Source organism: Massilia sp. GER05, assembly GCF_052056005.1.
In the GTDB taxonomy this organism is placed as follows: domain Bacteria; phylum Pseudomonadota; class Gammaproteobacteria; order Burkholderiales; family Burkholderiaceae_D; genus Telluria; species Telluria orientalis.
Genome location: NZ_CP178858.1, coordinates 112,610 through 136,481, shown reverse-complemented (window position 1 = coordinate 136,481; position 23,872 = coordinate 112,610). Strand labels below are relative to the sequence as shown.

General features: G+C 67.1%; 21 protein-coding genes, 1 tRNA gene and 1 pseudogene. 7 read left to right on the top strand and 16 right to left on the bottom strand.

Annotated features, from left to right (window positions below; genetic code table 11):
• Positions 1-48 precede the first annotated feature (48 nt).
• From ACL58G_RS00620 to ACL58G_RS00610, 3 genes are read right to left on the bottom strand one after another with little or no spacing between them, the layout of a single operon-like run.
• Positions 49-1,158 (bottom strand): DegT/DnrJ/EryC1/StrS family aminotransferase, encoded by a 1,110-nt coding sequence (locus tag ACL58G_RS00620; RefSeq protein ID WP_440964616.1) that lies wholly within the window; start codon positions 1,156-1,158, stop codon positions 49-51.
• The gene (locus ACL58G_RS00615; protein ID WP_413386435.1) at positions 1,155-2,051 is read right to left on the bottom strand and encodes a WxcM-like domain-containing protein; all 897 of its coding nucleotides are present in this window, start codon (positions 2,049-2,051) and stop codon (positions 1,155-1,157) included. Before ACL58G_RS00615 ends, ACL58G_RS00620 begins: the two co-directional genes overlap by 4 nt.
• Before the next feature lie 23 nt (positions 2,052-2,074).
• A complete protein-coding gene (locus ACL58G_RS00610; RefSeq protein WP_440964615.1) occupies positions 2,075-3,379 on the bottom strand; it encodes a bifunctional glycosyltransferase/class I SAM-dependent methyltransferase in 1,305 nt (434 codons plus the stop codon).
• Between the two features lie 224 nt (positions 3,380-3,603).
• Between ACL58G_RS00610 and ACL58G_RS00605 the strand changes: the two genes are divergently transcribed.
• Positions 3,604-4,188 carry a GNAT family N-acetyltransferase gene (locus tag ACL58G_RS00605; protein ID WP_440964614.1) on the top strand — a complete coding sequence of 195 codons (585 nt, stop codon included), beginning with the start codon at positions 3,604-3,606 and terminating at the stop codon, positions 4,186-4,188.
• Here ACL58G_RS00605 and ACL58G_RS00600 read toward each other — a convergent pair whose 3' ends face one another.
• On the bottom strand, positions 4,189-6,669 hold the full coding sequence (locus tag ACL58G_RS00600; RefSeq protein WP_440964613.1) for an O-linked N-acetylglucosamine transferase, SPINDLY family protein: 2,481 nt from the start codon (positions 6,667-6,669) through the stop codon (positions 4,189-4,191).
• Between the two features lie 494 nt (positions 6,670-7,163).
• Between ACL58G_RS00600 and ACL58G_RS00595 the strand changes: the two genes are divergently transcribed.
• A complete protein-coding gene (locus ACL58G_RS00595; protein ID WP_440964612.1) occupies positions 7,164-7,946 on the top strand; it encodes an NF038120 family PEP-CTERM protein in 783 nt (260 codons plus the stop codon).
• A gap of 18 nt (positions 7,947-7,964) precedes the next feature.
• Positions 7,965-11,117, top strand: a complete 3,153-nt coding sequence (locus ACL58G_RS00590) for a S8 family serine peptidase (protein ID WP_440964611.1) — start codon at positions 7,965-7,967, stop codon at positions 11,115-11,117.
• A gap of 95 nt (positions 11,118-11,212) precedes the next feature.
• On the opposite strand, the gene ACL58G_RS00585 is transcribed toward ACL58G_RS00590, so the two are convergent.
• A complete protein-coding gene (locus ACL58G_RS00585; protein WP_413386447.1) occupies positions 11,213-11,653 on the bottom strand; it encodes a hypothetical protein in 441 nt (146 codons plus the stop codon).
• A gap of 129 nt (positions 11,654-11,782) precedes the next feature.
• On the opposite strand from ACL58G_RS00585, the gene ACL58G_RS00580 reads away from it, so the two are divergent.
• Both ACL58G_RS00580 and ACL58G_RS00575 read left to right on the top strand, forming a co-directional pair.
• Complete coding sequence (locus ACL58G_RS00580; RefSeq protein ID WP_440967932.1) at positions 11,783-12,943, top strand: MGDG synthase family glycosyltransferase; 1,161 nt, start codon at positions 11,783-11,785, stop codon at positions 12,941-12,943.
• Positions 12,936-13,403: a hypothetical protein gene (locus ACL58G_RS00575; protein ID WP_440964610.1), complete on the top strand. Its 468-nt coding sequence runs from the start codon at positions 12,936-12,938 to the stop codon at positions 13,401-13,403. Before ACL58G_RS00580 ends, ACL58G_RS00575 begins: the two co-directional genes overlap by 8 nt.
• On the opposite strand, the gene ACL58G_RS00570 is transcribed toward ACL58G_RS00575, so the two are convergent.
• The 7 genes and pseudogenes from ACL58G_RS00570 to ACL58G_RS00540 form a co-directional block, all read right to left on the bottom strand.
• The gene (locus ACL58G_RS00570; RefSeq protein ID WP_440964609.1) at positions 13,372-14,103 is read right to left on the bottom strand and encodes an HAD family hydrolase; all 732 of its coding nucleotides are present in this window, start codon (positions 14,101-14,103) and stop codon (positions 13,372-13,374) included. The two genes, ACL58G_RS00575 and ACL58G_RS00570, sit on opposite strands and share 32 nt — an antisense overlap.
• Positions 14,104-14,167: 64 nt before the next feature.
• Positions 14,168-14,458, bottom strand: a pseudogene (locus tag ACL58G_RS00565) (lipid A hydroxylase LpxO); the annotation flags it as partial.
• Positions 14,459-14,711: 253 nt separating this feature from the next.
• The gene (locus ACL58G_RS00560) at positions 14,712-16,391 is read right to left on the bottom strand and encodes a GH39 family glycosyl hydrolase (RefSeq protein ID WP_440964608.1); all 1,680 of its coding nucleotides are present in this window, start codon (positions 16,389-16,391) and stop codon (positions 14,712-14,714) included.
• Positions 16,392-16,496: 105 nt separating this feature from the next.
• On the bottom strand, positions 16,497-16,841 hold the full coding sequence (locus ACL58G_RS00555) for a zinc ribbon domain-containing protein YjdM (RefSeq protein WP_440964607.1): 345 nt from the start codon (positions 16,839-16,841) through the stop codon (positions 16,497-16,499).
• Positions 16,842-16,908: 67 nt separating this feature from the next.
• A tRNA-Phe gene (locus ACL58G_RS00550) sits at positions 16,909-16,984 on the bottom strand.
• Between the two features lie 36 nt (positions 16,985-17,020).
• The gene (locus ACL58G_RS00545) at positions 17,021-17,506 is read right to left on the bottom strand and encodes an acyl-CoA thioesterase (protein WP_056129259.1); all 486 of its coding nucleotides are present in this window, start codon (positions 17,504-17,506) and stop codon (positions 17,021-17,023) included.
• A 78-nt stretch (positions 17,507-17,584) separates the two neighbouring features.
• The gene (locus ACL58G_RS00540; protein WP_440964606.1) at positions 17,585-19,291 is read right to left on the bottom strand and encodes a methyl-accepting chemotaxis protein; all 1,707 of its coding nucleotides are present in this window, start codon (positions 19,289-19,291) and stop codon (positions 17,585-17,587) included.
• A gap of 135 nt (positions 19,292-19,426) precedes the next feature.
• Here ACL58G_RS00540 and ACL58G_RS00535 point away from each other — a divergent pair, with 135 nt between their 5' ends.
• Positions 19,427-20,122 (top strand): alpha/beta fold hydrolase, encoded by a 696-nt coding sequence (locus ACL58G_RS00535; RefSeq protein WP_413386455.1) that lies wholly within the window; start codon positions 19,427-19,429, stop codon positions 20,120-20,122.
• Positions 20,123-20,125: 3 nt separating this feature from the next.
• On the opposite strand, the gene ACL58G_RS00530 is transcribed toward ACL58G_RS00535, so the two are convergent.
• The 4 genes from ACL58G_RS00530 to ACL58G_RS00515 form a co-directional block, all read right to left on the bottom strand.
• On the bottom strand, positions 20,126-21,580 hold the full coding sequence (locus ACL58G_RS00530) for a catalase (protein ID WP_440964605.1): 1,455 nt from the start codon (positions 21,578-21,580) through the stop codon (positions 20,126-20,128).
• Between the two features lie 232 nt (positions 21,581-21,812).
• Positions 21,813-22,241 (bottom strand): organic hydroperoxide resistance protein, encoded by a 429-nt coding sequence (locus ACL58G_RS00525; RefSeq protein WP_440964604.1) that lies wholly within the window; start codon positions 22,239-22,241, stop codon positions 21,813-21,815.
• A 4-nt stretch (positions 22,242-22,245) separates the two neighbouring features.
• A complete protein-coding gene (locus ACL58G_RS00520; RefSeq protein ID WP_413386459.1) occupies positions 22,246-22,737 on the bottom strand; it encodes a MarR family winged helix-turn-helix transcriptional regulator in 492 nt (163 codons plus the stop codon).
• Positions 22,738-22,812: 75 nt separating this feature from the next.
• Entirely contained in the window at positions 22,813-23,655 is an 843-nt protein-coding gene (locus tag ACL58G_RS00515; RefSeq protein ID WP_440964603.1) for a CAP domain-containing protein, read from the bottom strand.
• On the opposite strand from ACL58G_RS00515, the gene ACL58G_RS00510 reads away from it, so the two are divergent.
• Complete coding sequence (locus ACL58G_RS00510) at positions 23,654-23,863, top strand: M13-type metalloendopeptidase (protein WP_440964602.1); 210 nt, start codon at positions 23,654-23,656, stop codon at positions 23,861-23,863. The genes ACL58G_RS00515 and ACL58G_RS00510 overlap by 2 nt on opposite strands.
• Positions 23,864-23,872: the final 9 nt, after the last annotated feature.

Here is a 23,872-nt window from a genome sequence, read left to right as displayed (position 1 = left end):
GATCGGAGTTCGTTGTCGTTCGTGAGAAAAAGTACGCGATGGCGCCGTTCACAGCGCCGCGGCGATGCGCCGTACCGCCTGCGCGACCTCGACCGCCTGCGCCGCCGTCATCGTCGGCCCCATCGGGAGGCTGAGCACCTCGCGATGGATGGCCTCGGCGATCGGGAACCGGCCCTCGGTCATGCCGAGATCGGTGTAGGCGGGCTGCAGGTGCGGTGCGATCGGGTAATGCACCAGCGTGCCGATGCCGGCCTCGGCCAGCCCCTTGGCCAGCGCGTCGCGCTGTGCATGGCGCACGACGTACAGGTGCCACACCGGTTCGGCCCACTCGGGCACGACGGGAAGGACGAGGCCGGGGATGCCGGCCAGCTCGGCATCGTAGATCGCCGCCAGCGCGCGCCGCCGGGCGTTCTGGTCGTCCAGCACGGGCAACTTGGCCGACAGGATCGCCGCCTGCAGCTCGTCCAGGCGCGAATTGAAGCCGATGGATTCGTTGTGGTATTTCTTCTGGGAGCCGTAGTTGCGCAGCGCGCGCAGTTGCCGTGCCAGTGCGTCGTCGTCGGTCGTGATCGCGCCGCCGTCGCCCAGCGCGCCCAGGTTCTTGCCGGGATAGAAGCTGAACGCGGCGGCGTGCCCCAGCGTACCAGCGCGCCGGCCGCGGTAGCGCGCGCCGTGCGCCTGGGCGCCGTCCTCGACGACCTTCAGGTTGTGACGGCGTGCGATGTCCATCAGCGGCGCCATGTCGGCGCACTGGCCGTACAGGTGGACCGGCACGATGGCCCTGGTACGCGCCGTGATGGCCGCTTCCACGCGGGCCGGATCGAGGTTGTACGTGCCCGCCACCGGCTCCACCGGGACCGGCGTGGCGCCGCAATGCGAGGCGGCCAGCCAGGTGGCGATATAGGTATTGCTGGGAACGATGACTTCATCGCCCGGGCCTACCCCCCATGCCTTGAGCACGAGGAAGATCGCATCCAGCCCGTTGGCCACGCCGATGGCATGGCGCGTACCGCACCAGGCGGCATAGGCTTGCTCGAACGCTTCCACTTCCTTGCCGAGGACGTACCAGCCGGACCGCAGCACGCGCCGCATGGCCTGTTCGATGGCGTCTTCCTGCTCGAGGTTGATGGCCTTCAGGTCGAGGAAGGGAATACTCATGCGTGCTCCACAGGAAGGGCGCCGCTGTCGCCCATGCGGCGTTTGGCGGCGACGAATTCGTCATAGTCGCGGATGTAGTCTTCCGCTTCGTAATAATCCGACGCGAACACCATCATCACGGCGTCGCTCGAATACTTGTACTGGATGCCCCAGGTCATCGGCGGCAGGTACAGGCCGATGTCCGGCGCGTCGAGGCGCACTTCGCAGCGGGATGCCACGTCGTCGACGACCACCGAACAGCTGCCTTTCACGCAGACCAGGAACTGGTGGCACTTGTAGTGCGCGTGTTCGCCGCGGGTCTTGTCGTTGGGGACGTTCATGACCAGGAAGTAGCGTTTCGGCATGAACGGGATTTCACGCATGAACTCGCCGACCGACAGGTCGCCGCGCGGATCGCCGACGTATTTGAAGCGGTGTAGCGTCACGTCGCCGACGCCGAGGCGCACGGCCGACGGCGTTTTTGGCGGCGTGGTGATGGTGTGCCACTCGGCCGCCGGCTTGCGTTCGGCCTGCTGCACGTAGTTGACCACGCGTGCCGGCGCGCCGGCCACGATCGCGTACGGCGGCACGTTATGGGTGACCACGGCCCCGGCCACGACTTCGGCGCCCTGGCCGATGCGCACGCCCCGGTGCAGCAGGGCGCCGGCGCCGATGCGGGTGCCGGCGCCGATCACGACGTCGCTGCCGTCCCCGTCCGGTGCCTCGATGGTGACGCCCGGACCGAGGTCGACGCCCTCGTGCAGCCGCACGCCGGGCCAGACCTGGGTGAAGCCGCGCACGCGGCAGCCGGCGCCGATCGCGGCGCCGGCGTAGACCACGACGAAGTCGCCCAGTTGCGCATCGGCGGCGACGGTGGCGCCGTCATGGACGTGGGCGGAGAGGGAACGGGACATGGAATTCTCCTGCATGTTTGGATTCAGACGAGCGTCGCGACGCACACATACTGCCACGCCAGCGCGTCCTGCGCCGCCTGCTCCGGATCGTTGCCGCCGGCCGCGGCGAGCGCCCGGATCGCCGGCAGCCACTGCTCGCGCGCCGGCTCGTCGCGCACCTCGGGCGAGCCGGTGGCCAGTTCGAAGCCGGTCTGGCGCAGCAGGTCGAGCAAGGTGGCGCGCGTGAACAGGCGCAGGTCGTGCGGGCGCACGGGCGTCTCGTCGCGGTAATGCAGGTCGCCGACGGCGAGACGGGCCTGCACGCTCCAGTGTTGGGCGTTGCGCACCGAGACGACGACGCGGGTGCCCGGCGCGCTCCGGCGGCGGATGTCGCGCAGCAGGGCCCACGGATCGGGCAGGCTGGTCAGCACGTCGCCGAGAATCCAGCAATCGGCGCCGGCCGCGTAGGTGTCGAACTGCCTGGTCGGCTTCGTGATGTCCATGTTGAACACGAAATCGCAATGCGGACGTGCCTGGTCGGCCAGTTGCGGATCGAGTTCCACGCCGAGGTACTGGCAGATCGGATGGCGGGCGCGGTAGGCCTTGGCGAACAGGCCGTTGCCGCAGCCGACGTCGATCACCTTGGCGGCGTCGGTGGGCACGAAATGCAGCAGATACGGATCGACGCTGCCGTCGGGCGCCGGCATGTCGTAGTGGTAGCCGCCCGTGCGCTTGACCGTACCCTGCCACGGGTGCTTGATGTAGTGCGGCGTCGTGCGGCCTTCGAAATCTTCGCGGACCCATTGCACGTGCTTGTACAGGTGGGCGTTGCCGCTGTGGTTCAGCGCCAGCATCGTCTGGATGTTCGGCGCGCCGTGCTTGATCGGCAGCGGCCATTGACGCATCACGTCCAGGTTGACCAGCATGCAGGCCGGGTGCAGGTAGTGGATGGGCCCGTCGTCAGGCTCGTCGTACCCGCGCTCGTTGACGCGCTGGGTGCTGCCGACGCCCCACATGCCCGGCTCCAGCTCGGCCTGCAGGGTTTCGAGGAAGCCGTCCTTGACGATCTCGACGTCCGAATCGAGGAACAGCGCCTGGCCTTGCAGGTTCAGGTTGTGCACGGCCCAGGTCATGCCGGGACCGTGGTGGATGTTGTAGCCGAACGGGATGAACTCGACGTCCGGGAAACGTGCGGCGATGGCACCGATCTGCGTCGCGACCTCGGGACGCGAGCCGTCGATCACGTACACTTTGTTCGAATAGAACTGGCGGAAGGTGCGCAGCAGCGCCTCGATCAGGTCGGGCGAGTTGTACGACACCGTGATGACGGGAATTTGATTCGTTTGCATGGTGTGTTTCGAAGAGGCCGAACGTCGTCCTGCCGGTCGCAAAGGAAGCGTAATCATACTCTGTTGACCTGTTCCCAGCGAAATTTTGTGGCCCGTGAGCAACCAATAGTTGGCACAATTTTGCGATTGGTTTTCAGAAGGGCAATTTGATTGCAACCATGTCATTCCTATGGCGATTGTTGTGTGTAATCATGCCTTCGTCCATCAAGTTCATACGGGGAGTCATGAGCGCGCAACCAACCATCCAACCCGCCGCCCGCCTGGTCGGCAACAAGCTCGTGCTGCGCGAGGTCGAGGTCGCCGATGCGGCCTATATCCTGTCGTTGCGGCTCGATCCCAAAAAGGCGGCGTACCTGTCGGCGGTCGACGCCGACGTGGCCAGGCAGGCCGCCTGGATCGAGCGCTACAAGACGGACGGCAGCCAGGCTTATTTCATCATCTGCCTGAAGGACGAGGCGGGCGGTGCCGGCCAGCCGGTCGGCACCGTGCGGCTATACAACGCCGTCGGCGACAGCTTTTCGTGGGGGAGCTGGATCGTCGCCGACGGTGCTCCTACCTATGTGGGGATCGAATCGGCGCTGATCGTCTACCGGTATGCGCTCGACCATCTCGGCTTTCGCAATGCGCATTTCGAGGTCCGCAAGGACAATCGCAGCGTCTGGACGTTCCACGAGCGCTTCGGCGCGCAACGGGTGGCGGAAGACGACGTCGAGTACCGCTTCGAACTGGCGCACGATGCCATCGTCGCGTCGATGGGGCGTTATGCCCGCTTCCTGCCGGACCCGATCGACGTCGTGCGGCTCGACTGATCAGGCGGCGATGGCGCGCACCAGGTATTGGTAGGGCAGGGCGTCCTGCACGGCCAGTTCGGGATCGGCGCCGCTGGCCGCGGCCAGGGCGCGGATCGCGTCCAGCACGGCCGGCGGCGGCTGTTGCGCGTTCACCGTCGTCATGGCGATGAGCGTGAAGCCGTGTTCGGCCAGCAGCGCCGCGAGCGCTGCGCGCGTGAACAGGTGCAGGTTGCGCCGGTCCGGCATGTTGCCGGCGGCGAGCAGCGTCTGCAGCAGCCAATGCTGGCCGTTGTTGACGCATGCGACCAGCTCCACCGGGCCGAGCGCCTGGCGGCGCAGGCGCGCGAGGAAGGCCCACGGGTCGCGCAGGCGTTCCAGCGTCTCCGGGAACAGCCAGCACTGCGCGGCGGCCAGCTGCTGCCAGTCGGCGTCGGTCAGTTGTTCGGCGTCGCGCTCGATGGCGGCGGTGCTCCAGTCGCCGGCGGCGCCGCCGGCGGCGCTGATGGCGATATAGTGCGAGTTCGGTGCGCGTGCGCGCCAGGCCTGGGCCAGGGTCGCGCCGCCCACTTCGACGATGCTGTGCATGCCGGGACGCAGCAGCGACAGCATGCTCTCCTGCTGCAAGGTCAGTTGCGCGGGGGCCGGCACTTCCTGCAGGCGGGCGATGGTCGGCTCGTCCACGGGGTCGACGCCGGCCGGGCGCCGGACGACGGTGGCCAGCAGGTCTTCGTAGTCGCGCACGAAGCGCGGCGTGTCGAACAGCGGGCTCGCGTCGCGGTTGGCCGCGAGGCGCGCGCGCAGCGCGTCCATGCGCGGGCGGTCGTTGCCGAGGGCGATGGCCAGCGCCTCGTAGTCTTCCAGCGCGTGCGTGACGAGTTCCGGCAGGCCGACCGCGCGCAGCAGGCTGCCCGCCATGCGCGAGCAGAAGGTCTGGCCGGCCCACGTCAGCACCGGGAGGCCGGCCCACAGGGCGTCGCTCGCGGTGGTGCCGCCGTTGAACGGATTCGTGTCGAGGAACAGGTCGGCCAGGCGGAAGCGGGCCAGGTAATCGGCCGGCGCCACGCGCCCCGCGAACAGCAGGCGGCTGCCTGCCACGCCGCGCGCCTCGGCCTCGCGCACGAGGTTGGCGCGGGTGGCGTCGCTGTCGGCCACCATCCACAGCACGCTGTCCGGCACCTGCGTCAGGATGCGCATCCAGCTGTCGAACACCTCGGGCGTGACCTTGAAATTGCTGTTGAAGGAGCAGAACACGAACGCGCCTTCCGGCAGGCCGTTCGCGGCGCGCGTGGGCGTGGGGCCGATGGCGCGGCGGCGGTCGTTGATCTGGAACGTGTGCGGCATGCGCAGCGGCCGTTCCGTGAAATGCGGTTCCAGCGCCGGCGGGAGCACGAAGTCGTCGGCCACCACGTAGTCGATGCCGGGTACCGCCGTCGGGCCGGGAAAGCCCAGCCACGTCAGCTGCACGGGCGCGGGACGCCAGCCGAGGATGTCGGCGCGCGCGCCCAGCGTGAGGCCGTGCAGGTCGACGAGGATGTCGATCTCGTGCGAGCGGATGCAGCGCGCCGCTTCCTCGTCCGTCATGCGGTCGATGCGGATGTAGTGGTCCATCGCGCCGACCACGCGCGCGCGCAGCGGCGAATTGTCTTCACGGCTCCAGGAAAACGCGTAGACCTCGACGCGCGCGCGGTCGTGCAGCTCGTACAGTTCGGCCGTCAGGATCGACACCGCGTGCGAGCACAGGTCGGACGACAGGTAGCCGATGCGGATGCGCCTGTGGGCATAGCCCTCGGGCGGCGCCAGCTGCTCGGGCGCCGCATGCACCTTGCGCTCGACGAAGTTGAGCGACGCGGCCAGCTGCTCGGCCGGATCCGGCGACGCGCCCAGCATCGCGAGGGCCGACGTGTGGCGGCGCAGTTCTGCCACCGTGACGGCGCCGAACGCTTCGTAGACGGGCCACACGCACAGCTTCTGGCGCAGGTGCACCCAGTGGGTGATGACCTTGGGCTGGTCCGGGTCGAGTTCGAGGCTGCGCGTGAGATAGTCCAGCGCTTCCGGCAGGCGCTTGCGGATCTCGCACAGGCGGCCCAGGTTGTTCAGGGCCTGCACGTGCAGCGCCGGTTTCGCGGCCAGGTCCGGGATGTCGGCGAGGATGCCTTGCCATGCGGCGAGCGCGTCATCGGGCCGGTTCATGCGCTCGTACAGCGTGCCGAGATTCAGGCGCGCCTCGACGAAGCCGGGGGCGAGTTCGATCGCCTTCAGGTAATCGCGGGCGGCGCCCGCATCGTCGCCCACGTTGCCGCGCGCGACGGCGAGGTTGAAGCAGGCGGCATACGCGGCCGGGGAGGCCGTGTGCTCGATCCAGGTGGCGTACAACCGGATGGCTTCCTGCTGCATGCCCAGTTCGACCAGCGTCTGCGCACCCTGGAACAGTTCACCGAGCGGCAGCACGCCGCGTTCGGCCTGACGGAACAAAGCATCGGTGTGCGCGGGAACATTCATCCTGGATAGGTCTCTCGAGTCTGCTTCGGGGAAGCGTCATCATACTCTGTCGGAGTGTCTCCAGCGAACGTTTGTGGCCCGTGAGCAACCAACTGGTATCAACCGTTTGTACCCAAGTTTTCAATCAAGCATGAACATTTGCAAGGACTGAAATGGTTCTTGGCAAAGGCGTATCCACATCCAGTTGCACATATGGAATCTATTTCCAAGTGGATACATTGTAAAAGAGTTAGCACAAGAAAAAATGCATGTCTAGCAATTTTTCTATTTGCAATGAATTGTAATTAAAAAACGACAATTTCTTGCGTTTCGACATCGCTGTTTTCATAGGGAAATCCAAATTTTGTTCAATATCAAACATTGAGCACAATAGTTAATTCGGATAATTTTTTACGAATAAATATTGTTTTCTTGCTACATTTGAAAGTCGTGTAGTTGGTAAAAAAACACGTAGGCCCGATACCCATCGGTGCTTCCATTTCAAGGCGAGAGACATGACAACCAATCCGACTTCTTGCGTTTCCCCTGCCCAATCCGGGCTGAACAAACTGGTCCTGGGTGCAGCCGCCGCGCTTGCACTGCTGGGCACGGCACCTGCCATGGCATCCGTGGTGAACTTCGAATCCCTGAGCCCCGACGGCATCTACGTGGACGGCGACACGCTCGGCGAGGCCGGCTACACGCTGCAAGCCATCGACAATCACGGCGGCACGAGCGGCGTCGTCGGCCTGCTCGTCAATGGCATGGACCCGACCTCCTGCTGGCTGGGCGGCTGTCCGACCAACAACACGAGCCATTCCTACCTGGGCCTGAACGACGGCGGCGTCACGATCAAGAAGGACGACGGCGGCAAGTTCAGTCTGCGTCGCCTCGACTTCGGTTTCGTCGCCCCGTTCGGCGGCCTGCCGAATTTCTCGTATGGCCAACTGCTGCTGACCGGCACGTTCGCGAACGGCGGCACGCTCGGCTACGCGCTCGACTTCCCGGGCCTCGACAACAATGGCAACCCACTGTTCGACACCGCCACGCTGCCGGCCGGCTTCGGCTACGCCGAGCTGACCAGCCTGACGATCCACGCCTGCCTGTTCGACGGCATCGGCGGCTGCACCGTCGCGGCCGACAATTCCGATCCGTCGATCTACCAGGCGCAGTTCGCCATCGACAACCTCGCACTGGCCGAAGTGCCGGAGCCGGGCAGCCTCGCGCTGATCGGCCTGGGCATGGGCGCGCTCCTGGGGCGCCGCCGCAAATCCGCTCCTTCGTCCAACAACGCTTAAGCCGCCGAGGTATCGACCATGAAACTGCGTCCCATCACTTCGGCCGTCCTGTTCGCGCTGACCGTCGCGGCGGCCACCCACGCCTATGCCGACGGCGAAGTCCGCCGCTCGTACATCGTCCAGCTGGCCGACAAGCCGGTCGCCACCTATGACGGCGGCGTCAGCGGCCTGACGGCGACCAAGCCGGCCACCGGCCAGCGCCTGAACGTCGACGCGACGAGCGTCCAGAACTACATCACCTACCTGGAGACGAAGCAGGCGGATGTCCTGTCCACCGTCAACAAGGCCCAGGTCACCAACGAATACAAGGTCGTCTTCAACGGCTTCTCGGCCATGCTGACCGACGCCGAGGTCCGCGCGCTGAAGAAGAACCCGGGCGTCGCCAGCATCTCGGCCGACTCGATCCTGCAGCTCGACACGAGCTATACCCCGACGTTCCTCGGCCTCGATAAACCGGGCGGCCTGTGGGACCAGCTCGGCGGCCAGGACAAGGCCGGCGAAGGCATCATCATCGGTATCGTCGACGGCGGCATCTGGCCGGAGCACGACAGCTTCGCCGACCGCGTCGACGCGAACGGCAATCCGAGCCGCGACGGCACCAAGCTCGCCTACGATGCCCCGCCGGCATCCTGGAAGGGCATCTGCCAGGTCGGCGAAGGCTTCGCCGTCACCGATTGCAACAACAAGCTGATCGGCGCGCGCTACTTCAAGCAGCCGACGCAGACCTTGCACTGGACCGAATTTTTGTCGGCGCGCGACTCGGTTGCCGGCGCGGAAGGCCACGGCGGCCACGGCGACCACACGGCCAGCACGGCCGGCGGCAACGCGCACGTGAATGCCAGTGCCAGCGGCGTGTCCCTCGGCAAGATCACCGGCATGGCGCCGCGCGCCCGCATCGCCGCCTATAAAGTCTGCTGGACCGACGGCGGCACCGGCCTGAACGGCTGCGCCACCTCGAACAGCGTGGCCGCGATCGAACAGGCGGTGAAGGATGGCGTGAACGTCATCAACTTCTCGATCGGCCCGAACGCCGGCGGCGGCGCGTTCAACGAACCGACCGAAGTCGCCTTCCTCGGCGCGGCCGCGGCGGGCGTGTTCGTGGCGGCATCGGCCGGCAACTCCGGTCCGGCGACGGCACCGGTCGCCCACATCAGCCCGTGGCTCACCACCGTTGGCAACTCGACGCACAACCGCACCTATGCGGGCGACGTCGCGCTGGGCAACGGCGTGACCGTCACCGGCGCGTCCGGCAATGCCAACACGCCGTCGTCGCCGCTGATCCTCGCCAAGGATGCCGGCCTGGCGGGCGTCGATCCGGCCGACCCGAGCCTGAACCTGTGCTTCGGGCCGGCCGACGGTCCGACCACGTACCTCGACCCGGCCAAGGTGACGGGCAAGATCCTCGTCTGCGACCGCGGCAGCAACGTGCTCGTCAACAAGAGCGCGAACGGCAAGACGGCCGGCGCCGTCGGCGTCATCATCGCCAACACGCCGACCAGCGCGGCGACGATCCTGAACCAGGCGCACTCGATCTCGACCGTGCACATCACGGCCGCGGACGGCCAGAAGGTCAAGGATTACTATGCCTCGACCCCGGGCGCCACCGCGGCGCTGAACAACCTGCGCGGCATCGTCGATCCGAACATCGTGGCACCGCAGATGAACAGCAGCTCGTCGCGCGGCCCGAACGTGGCCAACGCCAACATCATGAAGCCGGACGTGACCGCGCCGGGCACGGACATCCTGGCGGCCGTCAGCGCCGACCTGACCAAGGCCCAGCGCGACGCGGTCGCCGCGGGCGCACCGGCGCCGTCGAAGGACTTCGCGTTCTACACCGGCACCTCGATGGCGTCGCCGCACGTGGCCGGCATCGCCGCGCTGCTGAAACAGCGCCATCCGGACTGGAGCCCGGCGATGATCAAGTCGGCCCTGATGACGACCGCGTACGACACCTTCAACGACGGCCTGAACGGTCCGGTGTCGTGGGACAGCACGGCCCGCACGACCGGCACGCTGCCGTGGGGCCAGGGCGCCGGCCATGTGGCGCCGTCCGTCGCCGTCGATCCGGGCCTCGTGTACGACCTGGCGACGATCGACTACGCGCGCTTCCTGTGCGGCCTCGGCATCACCAACGTGTTCAGCCCGGGCACCTGCCCCGCCGTCGGCTCGATCCAGCCGTACAACCTGAACCTGCCGTCGCTGACGGCCGCCAACGTGCTGGGCATCCAGACGCTGACCCGCACGGTGAAGAACGTGGGCGGCAGCGCGGCGACGTACAACGTCAGCACCACGCTGCCTGGCTACTCGGTCGACGTGCAGCCGGCCACGCTGAACCTGGCGCCGGGCGCCAGCGCCACGTACACCGTCAAGCTGACCCGCACCAGCGCGCCGATGAACACGTGGGTGTACGGCAAGCTGACCTGGAGCGACGGCACGCACACCGTGCGCAGCCCGCTGACGGCGCGCGCCTCGACGATCGCCGTGCCGGCCACGGTGCAGAGCGAAGCGACGTCCGGCACCAAGGTCGTCACCATCGGTACCGGCTACGCCGGCTCGCTGTCCCTCGCCAAGGCCGGCCTGATCCCGGCCACCGAGTTCAGCTCGACGGTCGTCACGGCGACGAACACGGCCAACAGCGTCTGCACGGGCGGCGGCGGCACGGGCGTGAACGTGCATACCGTCACCATCCCGGCCGGCACGACGACCGCCCGCTTCGCGCTGTACGACAGCGACACGGTCGGCACCGGCAACGGCCTGTCCGACCTGGACCTGGTGGTGGCACGCGGCACGACCGTCGTCGGCACCAGCGGCGGCCAGACGGCCAACGAAATGGTCACGCTGGCCAACCCGCCGGCAGGCGAGTACAAGGTGTGCGTCGTCGGCTACGATCCGGTCGGTGGCAGCGCCACGTACAAGCTGTCGACCTGGGTGCTGAGCCCGGGCGTCACCGGCGGCAACTTCAGGGCCGTCGCACCGTCCCAGGTCGCCCTGGGCGGCACGGCATCGGTGGCGCTGTCGTGGTCCGGTCTCGCGACCGGCAAGCGTCACCTGGGTTCGGTCGCCTACGTGACCGGCGGCGCCACGGTCGGCACGACGATCGTCGAAGTCGACACGACGGATCCGATCCCGCTGTTCCAGAACGCCGGCAACAAGCAGGCGAAGGTCGAGTAATCGTCGGGTTACAGCTCGACTATGGGCCGCCACAAGCGGCCCGAAAGACAAAGGCCGCGGTGCATGCCGCGGCCTTTGTCGTTCGTGATGAAGTATCAGCGGGCGACGGGTGCCATCCCGCCGGGACCGTTGTTCGTGGCGCGCAGCACGCACTGGCCGGCGGCGCACGTCGCGCCCGGATCGGGGACGACGGAGCAGGTCGACATCATGCCTTTCTTGCTGTCCTCGGCCTGGCGCGCGGCCGCGTGTTCGGCCACGAGCGCGCGCAGGCGCGTGCCGTCGTTGTTCTTGCTAGACCACGCGAGGTAGCGCTCGGGACCGCCGCAGGCCTTGTGGCCCACGCCGATCGTGTGGCATTGATCGTCCGTGTCGCAGGCGGCAGCGCCGCGCTCGGCCTCGATGCGTGCCAGCAGGGGCGCGCTGCCCGTGGCGGTGGAGGGGACCTGCGGCGCATCGCTGCGGCAGGCGCTGCTCGCGAGCAATAGGGCCAGGCCGGCCACGCGGGCAAGGGTGCGGGGTAGGTTGAGCGGGTTCATGGGCCCATGATCGCGTGCACCGCCGCGCTTGGCAAGAGGCGCACGCGTCGTCACGGCACCGTCATATTCAACCGCTACATTGCCCTCATCAATATGCACGGCGAGGCGAGCGCGATGGGTGGGCGTTGGATGGACGAAGGCAGGGCGGGCAAGCGCATCCTCGTGCTGAGCGTGCCGGCGGGCGCCGGCCATACGCGCGCGGCCGAGGCGATCCGTGCCGCCGCGTGCGCCGTCCCCGGCATCGCCGAGGTCATCCACCTGGACGCGACGGCCTACGCGACGCCGCGCCTGCGCCAGGTCTACGCCGACCTCTACATCACGCTCGTGCGGCGCGCGCCCGCCGTGTGGAGCTGGGTCTACGACACCACCAACACGGCCGCGCCGGACGGCTGGGCGCACCGGCTGCGGCGCCGCATCGAACGGCGCGACTGCGCGCCGCTGCTGGCGAAAATCGCCGAGCTGCGCCCGGATGCCATCGTCTGCACGCATTTCCTGCCGGCCGAGATCCTGTCGCGCGAGGTTGCCGATGGCATGCTGCGCTGCCCCGTGTGGGTGCAGGTGACGGACTTCGACCTGCACCGCATGTGGGTGCACCGGCACATGGCCGGCTATTGCGCGGGCAACGACGAAGTGGCGTTCCTGATGGAAAAACACGGCATCGCGCGCGACGGCATCCACGTCACCGGCATCCCGGTCATGCCGGCTTTTATGTGCCGGCCGGACCGCACCGCGTGTGCACGCGAACTCGGCATCGATCCCGGCCGCATGACCTTCCTGTTGATGGGCGGCGGCGCGGGGCTGGGCGGCCTGTCCACGCTGGCGCAGCGCCTGCTGGCGATCCCCGGCAATTTCCAGTTGATCGCGCTGGCGGGCCGCAATGCCGCGGAACTGGCGGCGTTGCAACGCCTGGCGGCCGCGTACCCGGGCCGGCTCGTGCCGCAGGGTTTTACGGACAAGGTCGAGCGCCTGATGGCCTGCGCCGACGTGGCCATCACGAAGCCGGGCGGCGCCACGACGGCGGAGTGCCTGGCGCTGGGCCTGCCCATGATCGTGAATGCATCGATTCCCGGGCAAGAAGAACGCAATGCCAATTTCCTGCTCGAACATGGCGCCGCGATGAAAGCGTTCGATGCGCCGTCGCTGGAATACCGCGTGCGCTACCTGATGGCCCATCCGGCCGAACTCGACACCATGCGTACCCGCGCCCTCGCGCTGGGCCGTCCCCATGCCGCGAGCGCCGTGCTGGCGGCCATCCTGAAGCAGACCGAACCCATCGATGCCTGTGTTTGAACTTTCCCATGCCGGCCAGTTCGTCGCGACGCTGGCCGCCATCGTCGTTGCCGCTTATTTTTTTGCCCGCGTCGAAGTCGAGATCGAAGGCGAGGCCGGCTGGGCCGCGAACCTGCCCACCTGGCGCATCGAAGAGCATCCGCTGCTCGACATCTTCTGGGGCGGCCGCGCGTTGACCGGCTACCACGCGTGGATGTTTTCCTTCATCGGCGTCATTTTTCACTTCCCGCTGGCCTTCATGGGCCAGTGGTCGTTGCAGCTGGAAGCACGCGCGCTGGGCGCCGTGATGCTGTTCTGGATCGTCGAGGACTGGCTGTGGTTCGTCGTCAATCCTGCTTTCGGCTGGCGCCGCTTCAAGCGCGAACTGGTTCCCTGGCACAAGCGCTGGTTCGCGGGCGCGCCCGTCGATTACTGGATGTTCGGCGTCGTCAGCGCGCTGCTGCTCTGGTACGCGTACTGACCGGTCCGCCTCGGCCCTTGCCCAGGTCGAGCGCATGACGGATGCGCTGGCACAGTTCGCCGGACGTACGCGAGATCAGCTCGTGGGGAATCTCGAATTTCTCCGTGAGCCGGTCGTAGTCCTCGAAGCCGTACGACACCATGAACGGGTGCATGCCCGAGCCGATCGCGGCAGTGAAATCCTTGTGCTCGTCGCCGCACACGTAGGCGCGCGCCGGATTGATGCCGAATTGTTCGCGGATCGCGCGGAACTGGCTCGTCTTCTTTTCCGAGAGCGGGATGTGGACGAGGAAGTCGAGCGCATTGATGTCGATGTCGTGGCGCTGGAACAGCTGGCGCAGCGTCTCCAGCGGCTCGTTCGTGATGTTGCGCGTGACCATGCCGACGACGACGTCCGGTGCGGCGACCAGTTCCCGCACGAGGTCGGGAATCCCTTCGTACATCGTCGCTTCCTGGCGATAGACCTCCGTGAGGCTGTCGACGAGCCTGGCCCGGCTGTTCTTGCGCAAATTCTTCTTGATGATCGACGGGAATTCCTTCAGCCCGCCCAGGTACTTGAACAGGTTGTGGCGCTTCTGGAACCGGGCTTCGTCGCCGATGTCCAGCCCGTGCCGCGAAAAGGCCGCTTCGATGGCGGAAAAGGCGTCGATGGTGGTGCCGTCCGCGTCGAGGATCAGCAGGCGTTTCCTGGATTTGTACATGTGCGTCGTGGCCGGATTCCGTTGCCTCATCATACTCGCCAGCATGTTACCGGCGTATGACGGATCAGCGCCAGAACAGCACGAACGCGAGCGCGCCGAACAGGAACCATTTGAAGGCGTAGTAGACGGTGCGGCTCCAGGCTTTCCACCGCTTGCCGAACCGGCGCAGCGCGTACAGGTAGCGGAAGGCGCGGTTCAGGCCGCCCGTGCGGTCGCCGGTCTCGTTCGGCGCCGCCGACGCGCGCAGGATGAAGCCGCCAACCGCGCGGCTGACGGCCTGCGCCCAGCGGTATTTCAGCGGCCGTTCGACGTCGCAGAACAGGATGATGCGGTCGTGCACCGTCCGGTTGGCCGCACGCGGCCGCGCAGGTGCGCGACCACCGCGCTGGCGACGAACAGCAGCAGGACGATCCAGCGGCATCGGCGGACTCCGCAGTGAGAAGGCGCGCGATCGACACGCGCAATCCTGAGCTGGGCGTTCTGCTCGTACGGCCAAGGTGGCGTCATTCGATTGTTTCGCCGTGTCGACGACGGCGCTGTACGCGAGCGCGTGTTACGGACACGGCGGGCGCGATCCGACGCTGTGCCCACCGTCCCGCGCCGGTGATTCAGTAAGTCAGCGTCACCAGCGACACCGCCTGCCTCGGCAACTGCATCCTGACCGTCGCCGTGCCGTCCGTCGTCTGCAGCGTCGACGCGGGCGCGAGCTCCGCGAGTTCGCTCGCCTTCTGCAGCGCCGCCACCTGCGCCGGCGTCGGATGCGCGGGCGAGCCCATGCGCTTCCACGCGGCGTACGAATTGCTGTGCTCCTGGTCGATGCGGTAGTGGCGCATTTGCACCCGTTTGGCGGGAATGCCGGCGATCCGCAGTTCGACGGGCGAGCCGGCGTCGATGATGTCGTCGTCGTGGTAATTCCAGACCAGGACGGACACGCTGTGCGCGTCCTTCGCCGCCAGTGCATCGATGTCGGTGCGCGCGCCGCGCACGCCGGCGGCCTGGATGCGGGCCGCGTCGTAGGCGCGGTCGCCCGTCACCGCCACGCGCTCGCCGCGCATCTTGCCGAGCATGCGGAACACGTTCAGCACCGGCTTGTTGACGCCGTTGGTCGCCAGGTCGCGGAAGCCCGCGAACCACGGCTGGTCTTCGAATTCGAACGACCAGTTCACCGCGCCGATCAGGTTCACGCCGCGCCGTGCGGCCAGGTCGTACTCGCGCGCGATCGACGCGGCCGTGTAGCTGGCGTACAGCGTGCCGTTGCGGTAGGCGTTTTCCGGGTTGGTCTGCATGCCGCAGGCGGCGCAGCCTTCCGGATCGGATTCGCCGATGATGACGGGGATGTTTTTCAGTTCCGGATATTTTTCGACGAGCGCGAAGCCTTCGTCGAGGTGGCGGAAGTGCGCGTCCATGCCCATCCGCACGATGCCGTCGACGACCTTCGGCGCGCCCTTGGCGTGGAACGCGACGAAGTCCAGCGGCGTACCGGTCTTGCCGGTCGCGTAATTGGTCTCGTGCAGGCAGTGCTGCAGGAAGTCGTCCATGAAGCGGCCCGCGCCGGCCGTGTGCGGGCCGCCGATGCGCGCCGTCGGCAGCGCGCGTTTCACGGCATCGGCGGCGTAATCGTACATCTTGAAGTACTCGCGCTTCGTGTCCGGCGCGATCAGGTACAGGCCGTCCGGCTCGTTCCACACTTCCCAGTACCAGCTCTCGACTTCCTTCTGCCCGTAGCGCGCCACGCTGTGCTTCACCCACTGGTAGACCAGCTCGGACCACTTGGCGTAATCCTTCGGCGGCGTGGCCCAGCCCGTCATGATCTCCTTGTAGGGCGTGCCCGGCTTCCAGTGGTGGCGGTAGGGCTGCGGGCGCTGCGACAGCGCTTCCGGCATGAAGCCGATCTGCGCCAGCGGCTTCATGCCGCGTTCGATGTACGTGTCGAAGATGCCGTCGATGATGGTCCAGTCGTAGACCGGCTTGCCGTCCTTGTCTTCGGTGTACATGTTCGTCGAGCCCCACTTGAGCGCGTAGCTGCCGTCGCCCGACGTCATGAGGTTGTGCGCGCGGACGTACACGGGGACGGGGCTCAGCGCGGCGATGTCGCTCAGCAGCTTTTTACCGTTGGGCGCCGTCGTGTAGTTCGGTTCGTCGTAGCCGAACCAGGCCCAGATGGGCGTCATGGGGCCCTTGGCCTGCGTGGCGTCGATGGCCAGCCTGACCGGCTGTGGCGTGGAAGGTTCGGCGGCGTGCAGCGGCGCGCAGGCCGCGAGGAGGAGGGCGGCGAGGTGTCTCTTCATTGTTGTTCTCGTGGGATCGGTCCGATGGGATGATGCTAGGCCGATCCACGATGGCCGTCCAATGACGGTTTTTCCGGTGTCGATACCGGATCGGATATCGCCCGCTCAGCTCTTGCGGACAAATTCCGACTTCAGGCTCATCGCGCCGAAGCCGTCGATCTTGCAGTCGATGTCGTGGTCGCCGTCGACGAGGCGGATGTTCTTGACCTTGGTGCCCTGCTTGACGACGCCGCCGCCGCCCTTCAGTTTCAGGTCCTTGATGACGGTGACGGTGTCGCCGTCCTGCAGCACGTTGCCGGCCGCATCGCGCCACACGCGGGCCGTCTCTTCCGCCGCCGCGTCGGCCTTGACGGGCCATTCGTGCGCGCATTCCGGGCAGACGTAGTTGCCCATGCCGTCTTCGTAGGTCAGCGCGGAACCGCAGGTGGGGCAGGGAGGCAAGGTCGTCATGGCAGTGTGCGAAAGGGACAGTGGAATGCAAAACGCCAACCGCGGGGGTTGGCGTTGCTGGAATTCTTGGTGGCCCGGGGCGGAATCGAACCACCGACACAAGGATTTTCAATCCTCTGCTCTACCAACTGAGCTACCAGGCCAAGGCGGCGCAGTATAGCACGGGTTAACAAAAAACCCTAATTTTTTGCCGCGGCACGTTCCTCATGCTGGCGGTCGAGTGCCAGGCGCAGCTCCTTGCGGGCCTTCGCTTCCTTGTGGCGGCGCAGCTCGTCCGGCCCGAACGGGCGCAGCGGCGGCACGGGGACGGGCTGCTTGTCGTCACCCACGGCCACCATCGTGAAGAAGCAGCTGTTCACATGGCGCACCTGCTGCGTGCGGATGTCCTCGGCCACGACCTTGATGCCGATTTCCATCGACGTGCGGCCCGTGTAGTTCACGGCGGCCAGGAACGTCACCAGCTCGCCCACGTGGATGGGCTGGCGGAACGTCACCTGGTCGACGCTCATCGTCACGACATAGGTGCCGGCATAGCGGCTGGCGCAGGCGTAGGCCACCTGGTCGAGCAGTTTCAGGATGTTCCCGCCGTGCACGTTACCGGAAAAGTTCGCGGTATCCGGCGTCATCAGGACCGTCATGGTGAGTTGGTGGGCGGGCAGGTTCATGGCGTCGAGCGTAAAGATGAAGAATAGGGAGGATGTTGCCTGAGAAACCCGGTTGCGGCAACAACCCCTATCCTTTGGTCAGAACTCTTCCCAGTCCGCCTCCACCGTGGCAGGGGTCTTGCGGACGGTGGCGGGTTTCCGTGCCGGCCGGGCCGCGGGCGCGGGCGCGGCGGCGGGCGCCGCGTGGCGTGCCGGCGGCAGCGCCGGTTTCGGCGCCGCCTGGGACTTCGCCTGGACCCGGAACACTTCCACCAGCCCGGCCAGCGCCTGCGCCTGTTCATGCATCGCCCGCGTCGCGGCCGCCGATTCCTCGACGAGGGCCGCGTTCTGCTGCGTCACGCCGTCCATCTGCACGATGGCCTGGTTGACCTGGCCGATCCCGCTGGCCTGTTCGCGGCTGGAGGCGACGATCTCGTTCATGATGCCGGTGACGCGGCCGATGCTGTCGACGATGTCGCGCATCGTCTGGCCGGCTTGCCCCGCCAGGGTCGCGCCGTCGGCCACGCGCTGGGTGGAGGCGTCGATCAGGTCCTTGATCTCCTTCGCGGCGGCGCCCGAGCGCTGGGCGAGGGCACGCACCTCGGCGGCGACGACGGCGAAGCCGCGCCCCTGCTCGCCGGCGCGCGCAGCTTCCACCGCGGCGTTCAGGGCCAGGATATTGGTCTGGAAGGCGATGCCGTCGATGACGGCGATGATGTCGACGATGCGCGCGGACGACGCGTTGATCGCGCCCATCGTGTCGACCAGTTGCCCGACCATCGCGCCGCCCTGCTGCGCCACGCGCGCGGCGTCGCCGGCCATGCGGTTGGCTTCCTCGGCGCTCGTCGCGTTCTGGCCGACCGCCTGCGTCAGTTCTTCCATCGACGACGCCGTCTCTTCCAGCGCCTGCGCCTGGCTTTCCGTGCGGTGCGACAGGTCCTGCGCCTCGCCGGCCATCGTCGTGGCGGCGGCGACGATCGTGCCGGTGCCCGCGCGCACGTCCGCGACGATGCCGGCGAGGCTCGCGCGCATGCGCTCGAGGGCGGCCATCAGGCTGTCCTTGTCGCCGGCGACCACCGGCACGGCCACGCACAGGTTGCCGCCCGCGATCTCGGCCGCCACCTGCGCGGCGCGGGCCGGCTCGCCGCCCAGGCGCCGGAACAGGACGCGCGCGCACAACGTGCCGGCGACGATGCTGAAGACGAGCGTGGCGAGGCACAGCGCGGTGAGGACGTGGCTGCTGCGGTCCGCGGACGCGAGCACGATGGCGACGCGGGTATCGATCTCTTTCTGCTGCAGCTCCAGCAGCGCCTTGACCTGGCCGAGGTATGCGGTCACGGCGGGCACGAATTCGTCGTCGAAGACCTTGCGGGCCTCGGCATCGTTGCCCGCCTTCTTGAGCCCCATCACGCGGTCGCGCGTGACGATGTAGCGCTGGCGCGCCGTGCCGATCCGCTCGAACACGGCGCGTTCTTCCGGCGTGCCGAGCAGGTCGCCGACCTGCTTCTGCAGCGCGGTGGTGCGCGTCGTCGAATCCTGCGTTTCGGCGGCGTAGTACGTCGCGAGTTCCGGATCGGCGGAGCGGGCGATGGCCCCGGTGCGCTTGGCGGCGACCGACGTGTTCAGCAGCCAGCCGGAAATCAGCCGCTCCTTGACGAGCGGACGCTGCGTGAGCGCCTGGGTGTCGTCCGACAGGACCTGCAGGCGCCAGATGGCGATGGCCGTCGCGAGGAACGACAGCACGATGACGACGGCGAACGCGAACCTGAGCTGGTTGCGCACGCTGATGGTGGCGATGGATTTCATAAGACTCCTTGGGTTTCCAGGCAACAAGAGTCAATGAAAATCGCAACGGGGCCGGTCCGCCTTGAGGCGACTCAGGACAGTGCCGGATAGATGGCATGCCCATCCGGCGCGGGTGAAATCGGCTAGGATGGCGGCATGGCTATCCTTCTTGTTCCCGGCTTCATGGCCGATGAAACGTTATGGGACGACATGGTGCCGGCGCTGGCGCGCTTCGGTCCCGTCGTCCATGCCGACCTGCGCCACGACACGTCGGTCGAGGCGATGGCGCACCGCGTCCTCGCGACAGCGCCGCCGACTTTCCTGCTCGTGGGTTTTTCGATGGGCGGCTACGTCGCGCGCGCGATCGCACGCCGGGCGCCGGAGCGCGTGCGCGCGCTCGTGCTGATCTCGACGTCCACCCGCGGCGACACGGCCGCGCTGCAGCAGCGCAAGGGCGCGATCGGCAACGCGGCGCCGTCCATCGCCTTCAGCGGCCTCAGTCGCACGGCCGTCGCCACGTCGCTGCACCCGAAGCAGCGCGACAACGACGCGCTGATCGAGCGGATCCGCGCGATGGGCATGCGCCTCGGCGGCGACGTGTTCCGGCGCCAGTCGCTGCTGGACCGGCCGGGCGACCTCGAACGGTCAAGCGAGATCCGCTGCCCGACGCTCGTCGTGGCGGCGGAAAACGACCAGCTGCGCAGCCTGGCGGAAGCGCAGGAGATGACGGCCGCCATTCCCGGCGCGACGCTGGCCGTCATCGCGGACACGGGGCATATGATCCCGCTCGAGGCGCCGCAGCGCCTGCTCGACGTCATCGTGCCCTGGCTGGCCGCGCAGGCGGAAGGCTGACGCTTACGCCGGGTTCCGCAGCGCGCGGATCGCGTCCGCCACGCCCTGGCCGTACGCCGTGTCGGCTTTCAGGAAATGCCCGATCTGGCGATCCTGCGTGGCGGCGTCCGCATTGGACAGGGACCCGGCGATGTTGGCGATCAGGTTGCGCTTGCCTTCTTCCGTGAGCAGGCGGAACAGGTTGCCCGCCTGCGTGAAGTGGTCGTCGGTGGCGCGGGTGTCGTAGCGGCCCGCGTTGCCTTCCACCGGCCAGCCGGCGTCGCCGTGGCCGAAGCCGCCGACGGCCGGGACGTCCGCATGCACCGGATCGTAGTTCGGCGCCGCGCCGCCGTTCGCGACGGCCATCGCGCCGTCGCGCTGCTGGTTGTGGAACGGGCAGCGCGGACGGTTCACCGGCAGGTGCTGATGGTTCGTGCCGACGCGGTACAGCTGGGCGTCGTGGTAGGCGAACAGGCGTGCCTGCAGCATCTTGTCCGGGCTGTAGCCCAGGCCCGGCACGATGTTCGACGGCGACAGGGCGGCCTGCTCGACGTCGGCGTGGTAGTTGTCCGGATTGCGGTTCAGTTCCAGGATGCCGACGGGGATGCGCGGGAATTCGCCCTGCGGCCACACCTTGGTCAGGTCGAACGCATCCCAGCCGGTCTGCGCTTCCCAGGCGGCGCGCCGGGCGTCGTCCATCACCTGGATTTCCACGCTCCAGCGCGGGTAGTCGCCTGTTGCGATCGCGTTGAACAGGTCGCGCTGCGCATAGTCCGGGTCGACGCCGGCCAGGCGCTGGGCTTCCGCCGCCGTCAGGTTCTTGATGCCCTGCAGCGTCTTGAAGTGCCACTTGACCCACACGCGCTCGCCCGCGTCGTTGATCAGGCTGTAGGTGTGGCTGCCGAAGCCGTCCATGTGGCGGTAGCCGTCCGGCGTGCCGCGGTCCGAGAACAGGATCGTCACCTGGTGCAGGCTCTCCGGCGCCTTGCTCCAGAAGTCCCATACGTTCTGTGCGGATTTCAGGTTCGTCTGCGGATCGCGTTTCTGCGTGTGGATGAAGTCCGGGAACTTGATGCCGTCCTTCAGGAAGAACGTCGGCGTGTTGTTGCCGACCAGGTCCCAGTTGCCTTCCTCGGTGTAGAAGCGGACGGCGAAACCGCGCGGATCGCGTTCCGTGTCGGCCGAGCCTTTTTCGCCGCCGACGGTCGAGAAGCGCAGGAACGTTTCCGTCTGCTTGCCGACGGCCGAAAACAGTTTCGCCTTCGTGTACTTGCTCACGTCATGGGTGACGGTGAAGGTGCCGTATGCGCCCGAACCCTTGGCGTGCACGACGCGCTCGGGGATGCGCTCGCGGTTGAAGTGCTGCAGTTTCTCGATCAGGTGGAAATCCTGCAGCAGCACGGGGCCGCGCGGACCGGCCGTGATCGAGTTCTGGTTGTCGGTGACGGGAATGCCGGAGGCGGTGGTCAGTTGGGTCATGGCGGCTCTTTCATGGTTAAGCTATCGAAGATTTTTCATCGATAGCTGCGATCTATTCATAACCATGGTAGAGCTTGTGGGGTATTCGTGCAAACTATCCGTTTATATGGATCTAATAGATAAAATTAATTAACTAAAAGCATCCTCGTAGCAGCGGACTATTGCTCGAACACCGGGGTCAGAGCCCGATTTTGGTAAATTTCCCAAATCAGGGCTCTGACCCCGGTTTGATTTAGATCAGGCTCAGCGTGACGTCGATATTGCCGCGGGTCGCGTTCGAGTACGGGCACACGATGTGGGCCGAGTCGACGAGGTCCTGCGCCACGGCGCGGTCCAGGCCCGGCAGGCTCACGGCCAGTTCCACGGCCAGGCCGAAACCGTTCGGGATCGGGCCGATCGAGACGCTGGCGTCGATCGACGCATCGGCCGGGACGACCACTTTCTTCTGGGCGGCGACGAACTTGATGGCGCCCATGAAGCAGGCCGAGTAGCCGGCGGCGAACAGTTGTTCCGGGTTGGTGGCGTCCCCCTTGCCGCCCATTTCCTTCGGCGGTGCCAGGCGGACGTCCAGCAGGCCGTCGTCGGTGCGGGAGGCGCCGTCGCGGCCGCCGGTGGTGTGGGCCTTGGCGGTGTACAGGACTTTATCGAGTTTGGTGGTCATGGCGTTATCCTTTCAGTGGTTGAGTTCGTACTGCGCATAAATCGTCTTGCATTGCGCCGGCGAGCCTGGCGCGCATCGCCTGAATTTCGCCGACGAGTCTTACAACATCCTGCACGTCGCAACCGGTGGCGCCCAGGATGCAGGCCGGGATGGCGGCCGCGTCGTCCTTCAGCGCTCGCGCCGCGGCCGTCAGCCGGATCACCACGCGGCGCTCGTCCTGCGGATCGCGGGACCGGTCGACCAGGCCTTGCGCCTCCAGGCGCTTCAGCAGCGGGGTCAACGTCCCGGAATCGAGGTACAGGCGCTCGCCGATGTCCGACACGCTCAGGCCGTCGCGCTCCCACAGCACCAGCAGCACGAGGTACTGCGGGTACGTCACGCCCAGCTTGTCCAGGTGCGGCTTGTACACCTTCGTCATCGCCAGCGATGCCGAGTGGAGTGCGAAGCACAACTGGTTGTCGAGCAGGAGCGCTGCGTTTGCGTCGTTCGTTTCCATGGGTTGAACTATAGCGCGCAATTAAATTGTGCGCAATATGTTTGTTTTTATGAACGCCATAGCATGGGGCTATGATCAACGCGGCGTGCCGAAGACTTGCGTCCAGTAGGCGGTGCGGTTGCGGTTCTGCGGATTGATCGCGTAGGCCGCGCCCATCTCCGTGAACGTCGGATTCATGATGTTGGCGCAGTGGCCGGGACTGTCCAGCCACGACGCGACGGCTTCCTCGGGCGTGCGCTGTCCCGATGCGATGTTTTCCCCGACGCGCGCCCAGCGGTAGCCGGCTTGCGTCGCCCGGTCGGCCGGCACGCTGCCATCCGGCTGCTTGTGGTTGAAGTAGTGTTTCTGCGCCATGTCCGTGCTGTGCACGAGGGCGGCCTGGCCCAGCAGCGGGTTCCACACCAGCGGACCGGCCGGACCGAACGCCTGCGTCCCGCACGTGCGCGGCTGCGCGCGTGCCGCGTTCACGAGCGCGAGGATGTCCCGGCCCGCGTCCGGCCACTCGGGCAGCGGCGGAATGACGATGGGCCGCGCCAGCACGACCTGCCAGTCGTCGCCGATGTGCGCCGTGCCGACGGCCACGAAGTCCGCGGCGCGCAAGGTGCGGCAGTATTTTTGTGCGATGGCCTCCATTGCGGCGCGCGCATCCGGCGGCCCCGTGACCGTGATTGCCTCGGCATGTGCGGCCTCGTAGCCGGCGCGCTGCAGCGCGAATTCGAGGAACGTACCTGGACCGATGCGGATGCGGGACAGGGCCGGTTCGACATTCAGCGCCGCAACCGGCGCTGCCGCAGCGTCGTCGCAGATACCGGGCGCGGCACGGTACGCATTGATCAGGTTGGCGAGCTCGTCCGCACGCGCGGGCGCGGCGGCGGCCAGCGTGGCGGCGAGCAGGAGTAGGCGTGTGAGGGCAGGCATGGTCCTCACCCAGATGGGGACGCCGGCGCGCCGCGGCAAGGCGCGCGACGCGGCGCCGATCGCGCAAGTGAAATCCGATCCCCACTCGCCGTCGGCATGCCGCGTCAACGGCAGCCTGCGCAACCACCCGGGCTTCTACGACGCGTTCGCCGTCAAACGGGGGGACAGCATGTACCTGGCGCCACAGGACCGCGTCGTGTTCTGGTAACGCGTCCGG

Bases quoted from the DNA above. Each gene is read 5' to 3' on its own strand.
- ACL58G_RS00620 (WP_440964616.1), bottom strand. From the start codon at position 1,158: ATGAGTATTCCCTTCCTCGACCTGAAGGCCATCAACCTCGAGCAGGAA.
- ACL58G_RS00615 (WP_413386435.1), bottom strand. From the start codon at position 2,051: ATGTCCCGTTCCCTCTCCGCCCACGTCCATGACGGCGCCACCGTCGCC.
- ACL58G_RS00610 (WP_440964615.1), bottom strand. From the start codon at position 3,379: ATGCAAACGAATCAAATTCCCGTCATCACGGTGTCGTACAACTCGCCC.
- ACL58G_RS00605 (WP_440964614.1), top strand. From the start codon at position 3,604: ATGAGCGCGCAACCAACCATCCAACCCGCCGCCCGCCTGGTCGGCAAC.
- ACL58G_RS00600 (WP_440964613.1), bottom strand. From the start codon at position 6,669: ATGAATGTTCCCGCGCACACCGATGCTTTGTTCCGTCAGGCCGAACGC.
- ACL58G_RS00595 (WP_440964612.1), top strand. From the start codon at position 7,164: ATGACAACCAATCCGACTTCTTGCGTTTCCCCTGCCCAATCCGGGCTG.
- ACL58G_RS00590 (WP_440964611.1), top strand. From the start codon at position 7,965: ATGAAACTGCGTCCCATCACTTCGGCCGTCCTGTTCGCGCTGACCGTC.
- ACL58G_RS00585 (WP_413386447.1), bottom strand. From the start codon at position 11,653: ATGAACCCGCTCAACCTACCCCGCACCCTTGCCCGCGTGGCCGGCCTG.
- ACL58G_RS00580 (WP_440967932.1), top strand. From the start codon at position 11,783: ATGGACGAAGGCAGGGCGGGCAAGCGCATCCTCGTGCTGAGCGTGCCG.
- ACL58G_RS00570 (WP_440964609.1), bottom strand. From the start codon at position 14,103: ATGTACAAATCCAGGAAACGCCTGCTGATCCTCGACGCGGACGGCACC.
- ACL58G_RS00560 (WP_440964608.1), bottom strand. From the start codon at position 16,391: ATGAAGAGACACCTCGCCGCCCTCCTCCTCGCGGCCTGCGCGCCGCTG.
- ACL58G_RS00555 (WP_440964607.1), bottom strand. From the start codon at position 16,841: ATGACGACCTTGCCTCCCTGCCCCACCTGCGGTTCCGCGCTGACCTAC.
- ACL58G_RS00545 (WP_056129259.1), bottom strand. From the start codon at position 17,506: ATGAACCTGCCCGCCCACCAACTCACCATGACGGTCCTGATGACGCCG.
- ACL58G_RS00540 (WP_440964606.1), bottom strand. From the start codon at position 19,291: ATGAAATCCATCGCCACCATCAGCGTGCGCAACCAGCTCAGGTTCGCG.
- ACL58G_RS00535 (WP_413386455.1), top strand. From the start codon at position 19,427: ATGGCTATCCTTCTTGTTCCCGGCTTCATGGCCGATGAAACGTTATGG.
- ACL58G_RS00530 (WP_440964605.1), bottom strand. From the start codon at position 21,580: ATGACCCAACTGACCACCGCCTCCGGCATTCCCGTCACCGACAACCAG.
- ACL58G_RS00525 (WP_440964604.1), bottom strand. From the start codon at position 22,241: ATGACCACCAAACTCGATAAAGTCCTGTACACCGCCAAGGCCCACACC.
- ACL58G_RS00520 (WP_413386459.1), bottom strand. From the start codon at position 22,737: ATGGAAACGAACGACGCAAACGCAGCGCTCCTGCTCGACAACCAGTTG.
- ACL58G_RS00510 (WP_440964602.1), top strand. From the start codon at position 23,654: ATGGTCCTCACCCAGATGGGGACGCCGGCGCGCCGCGGCAAGGCGCGC.
- ACL58G_RS00515 (WP_440964603.1), bottom strand. From the start codon at position 23,655: ATGCCTGCCCTCACACGCCTACTCCTGCTCGCCGCCACGCTGGCCGCC.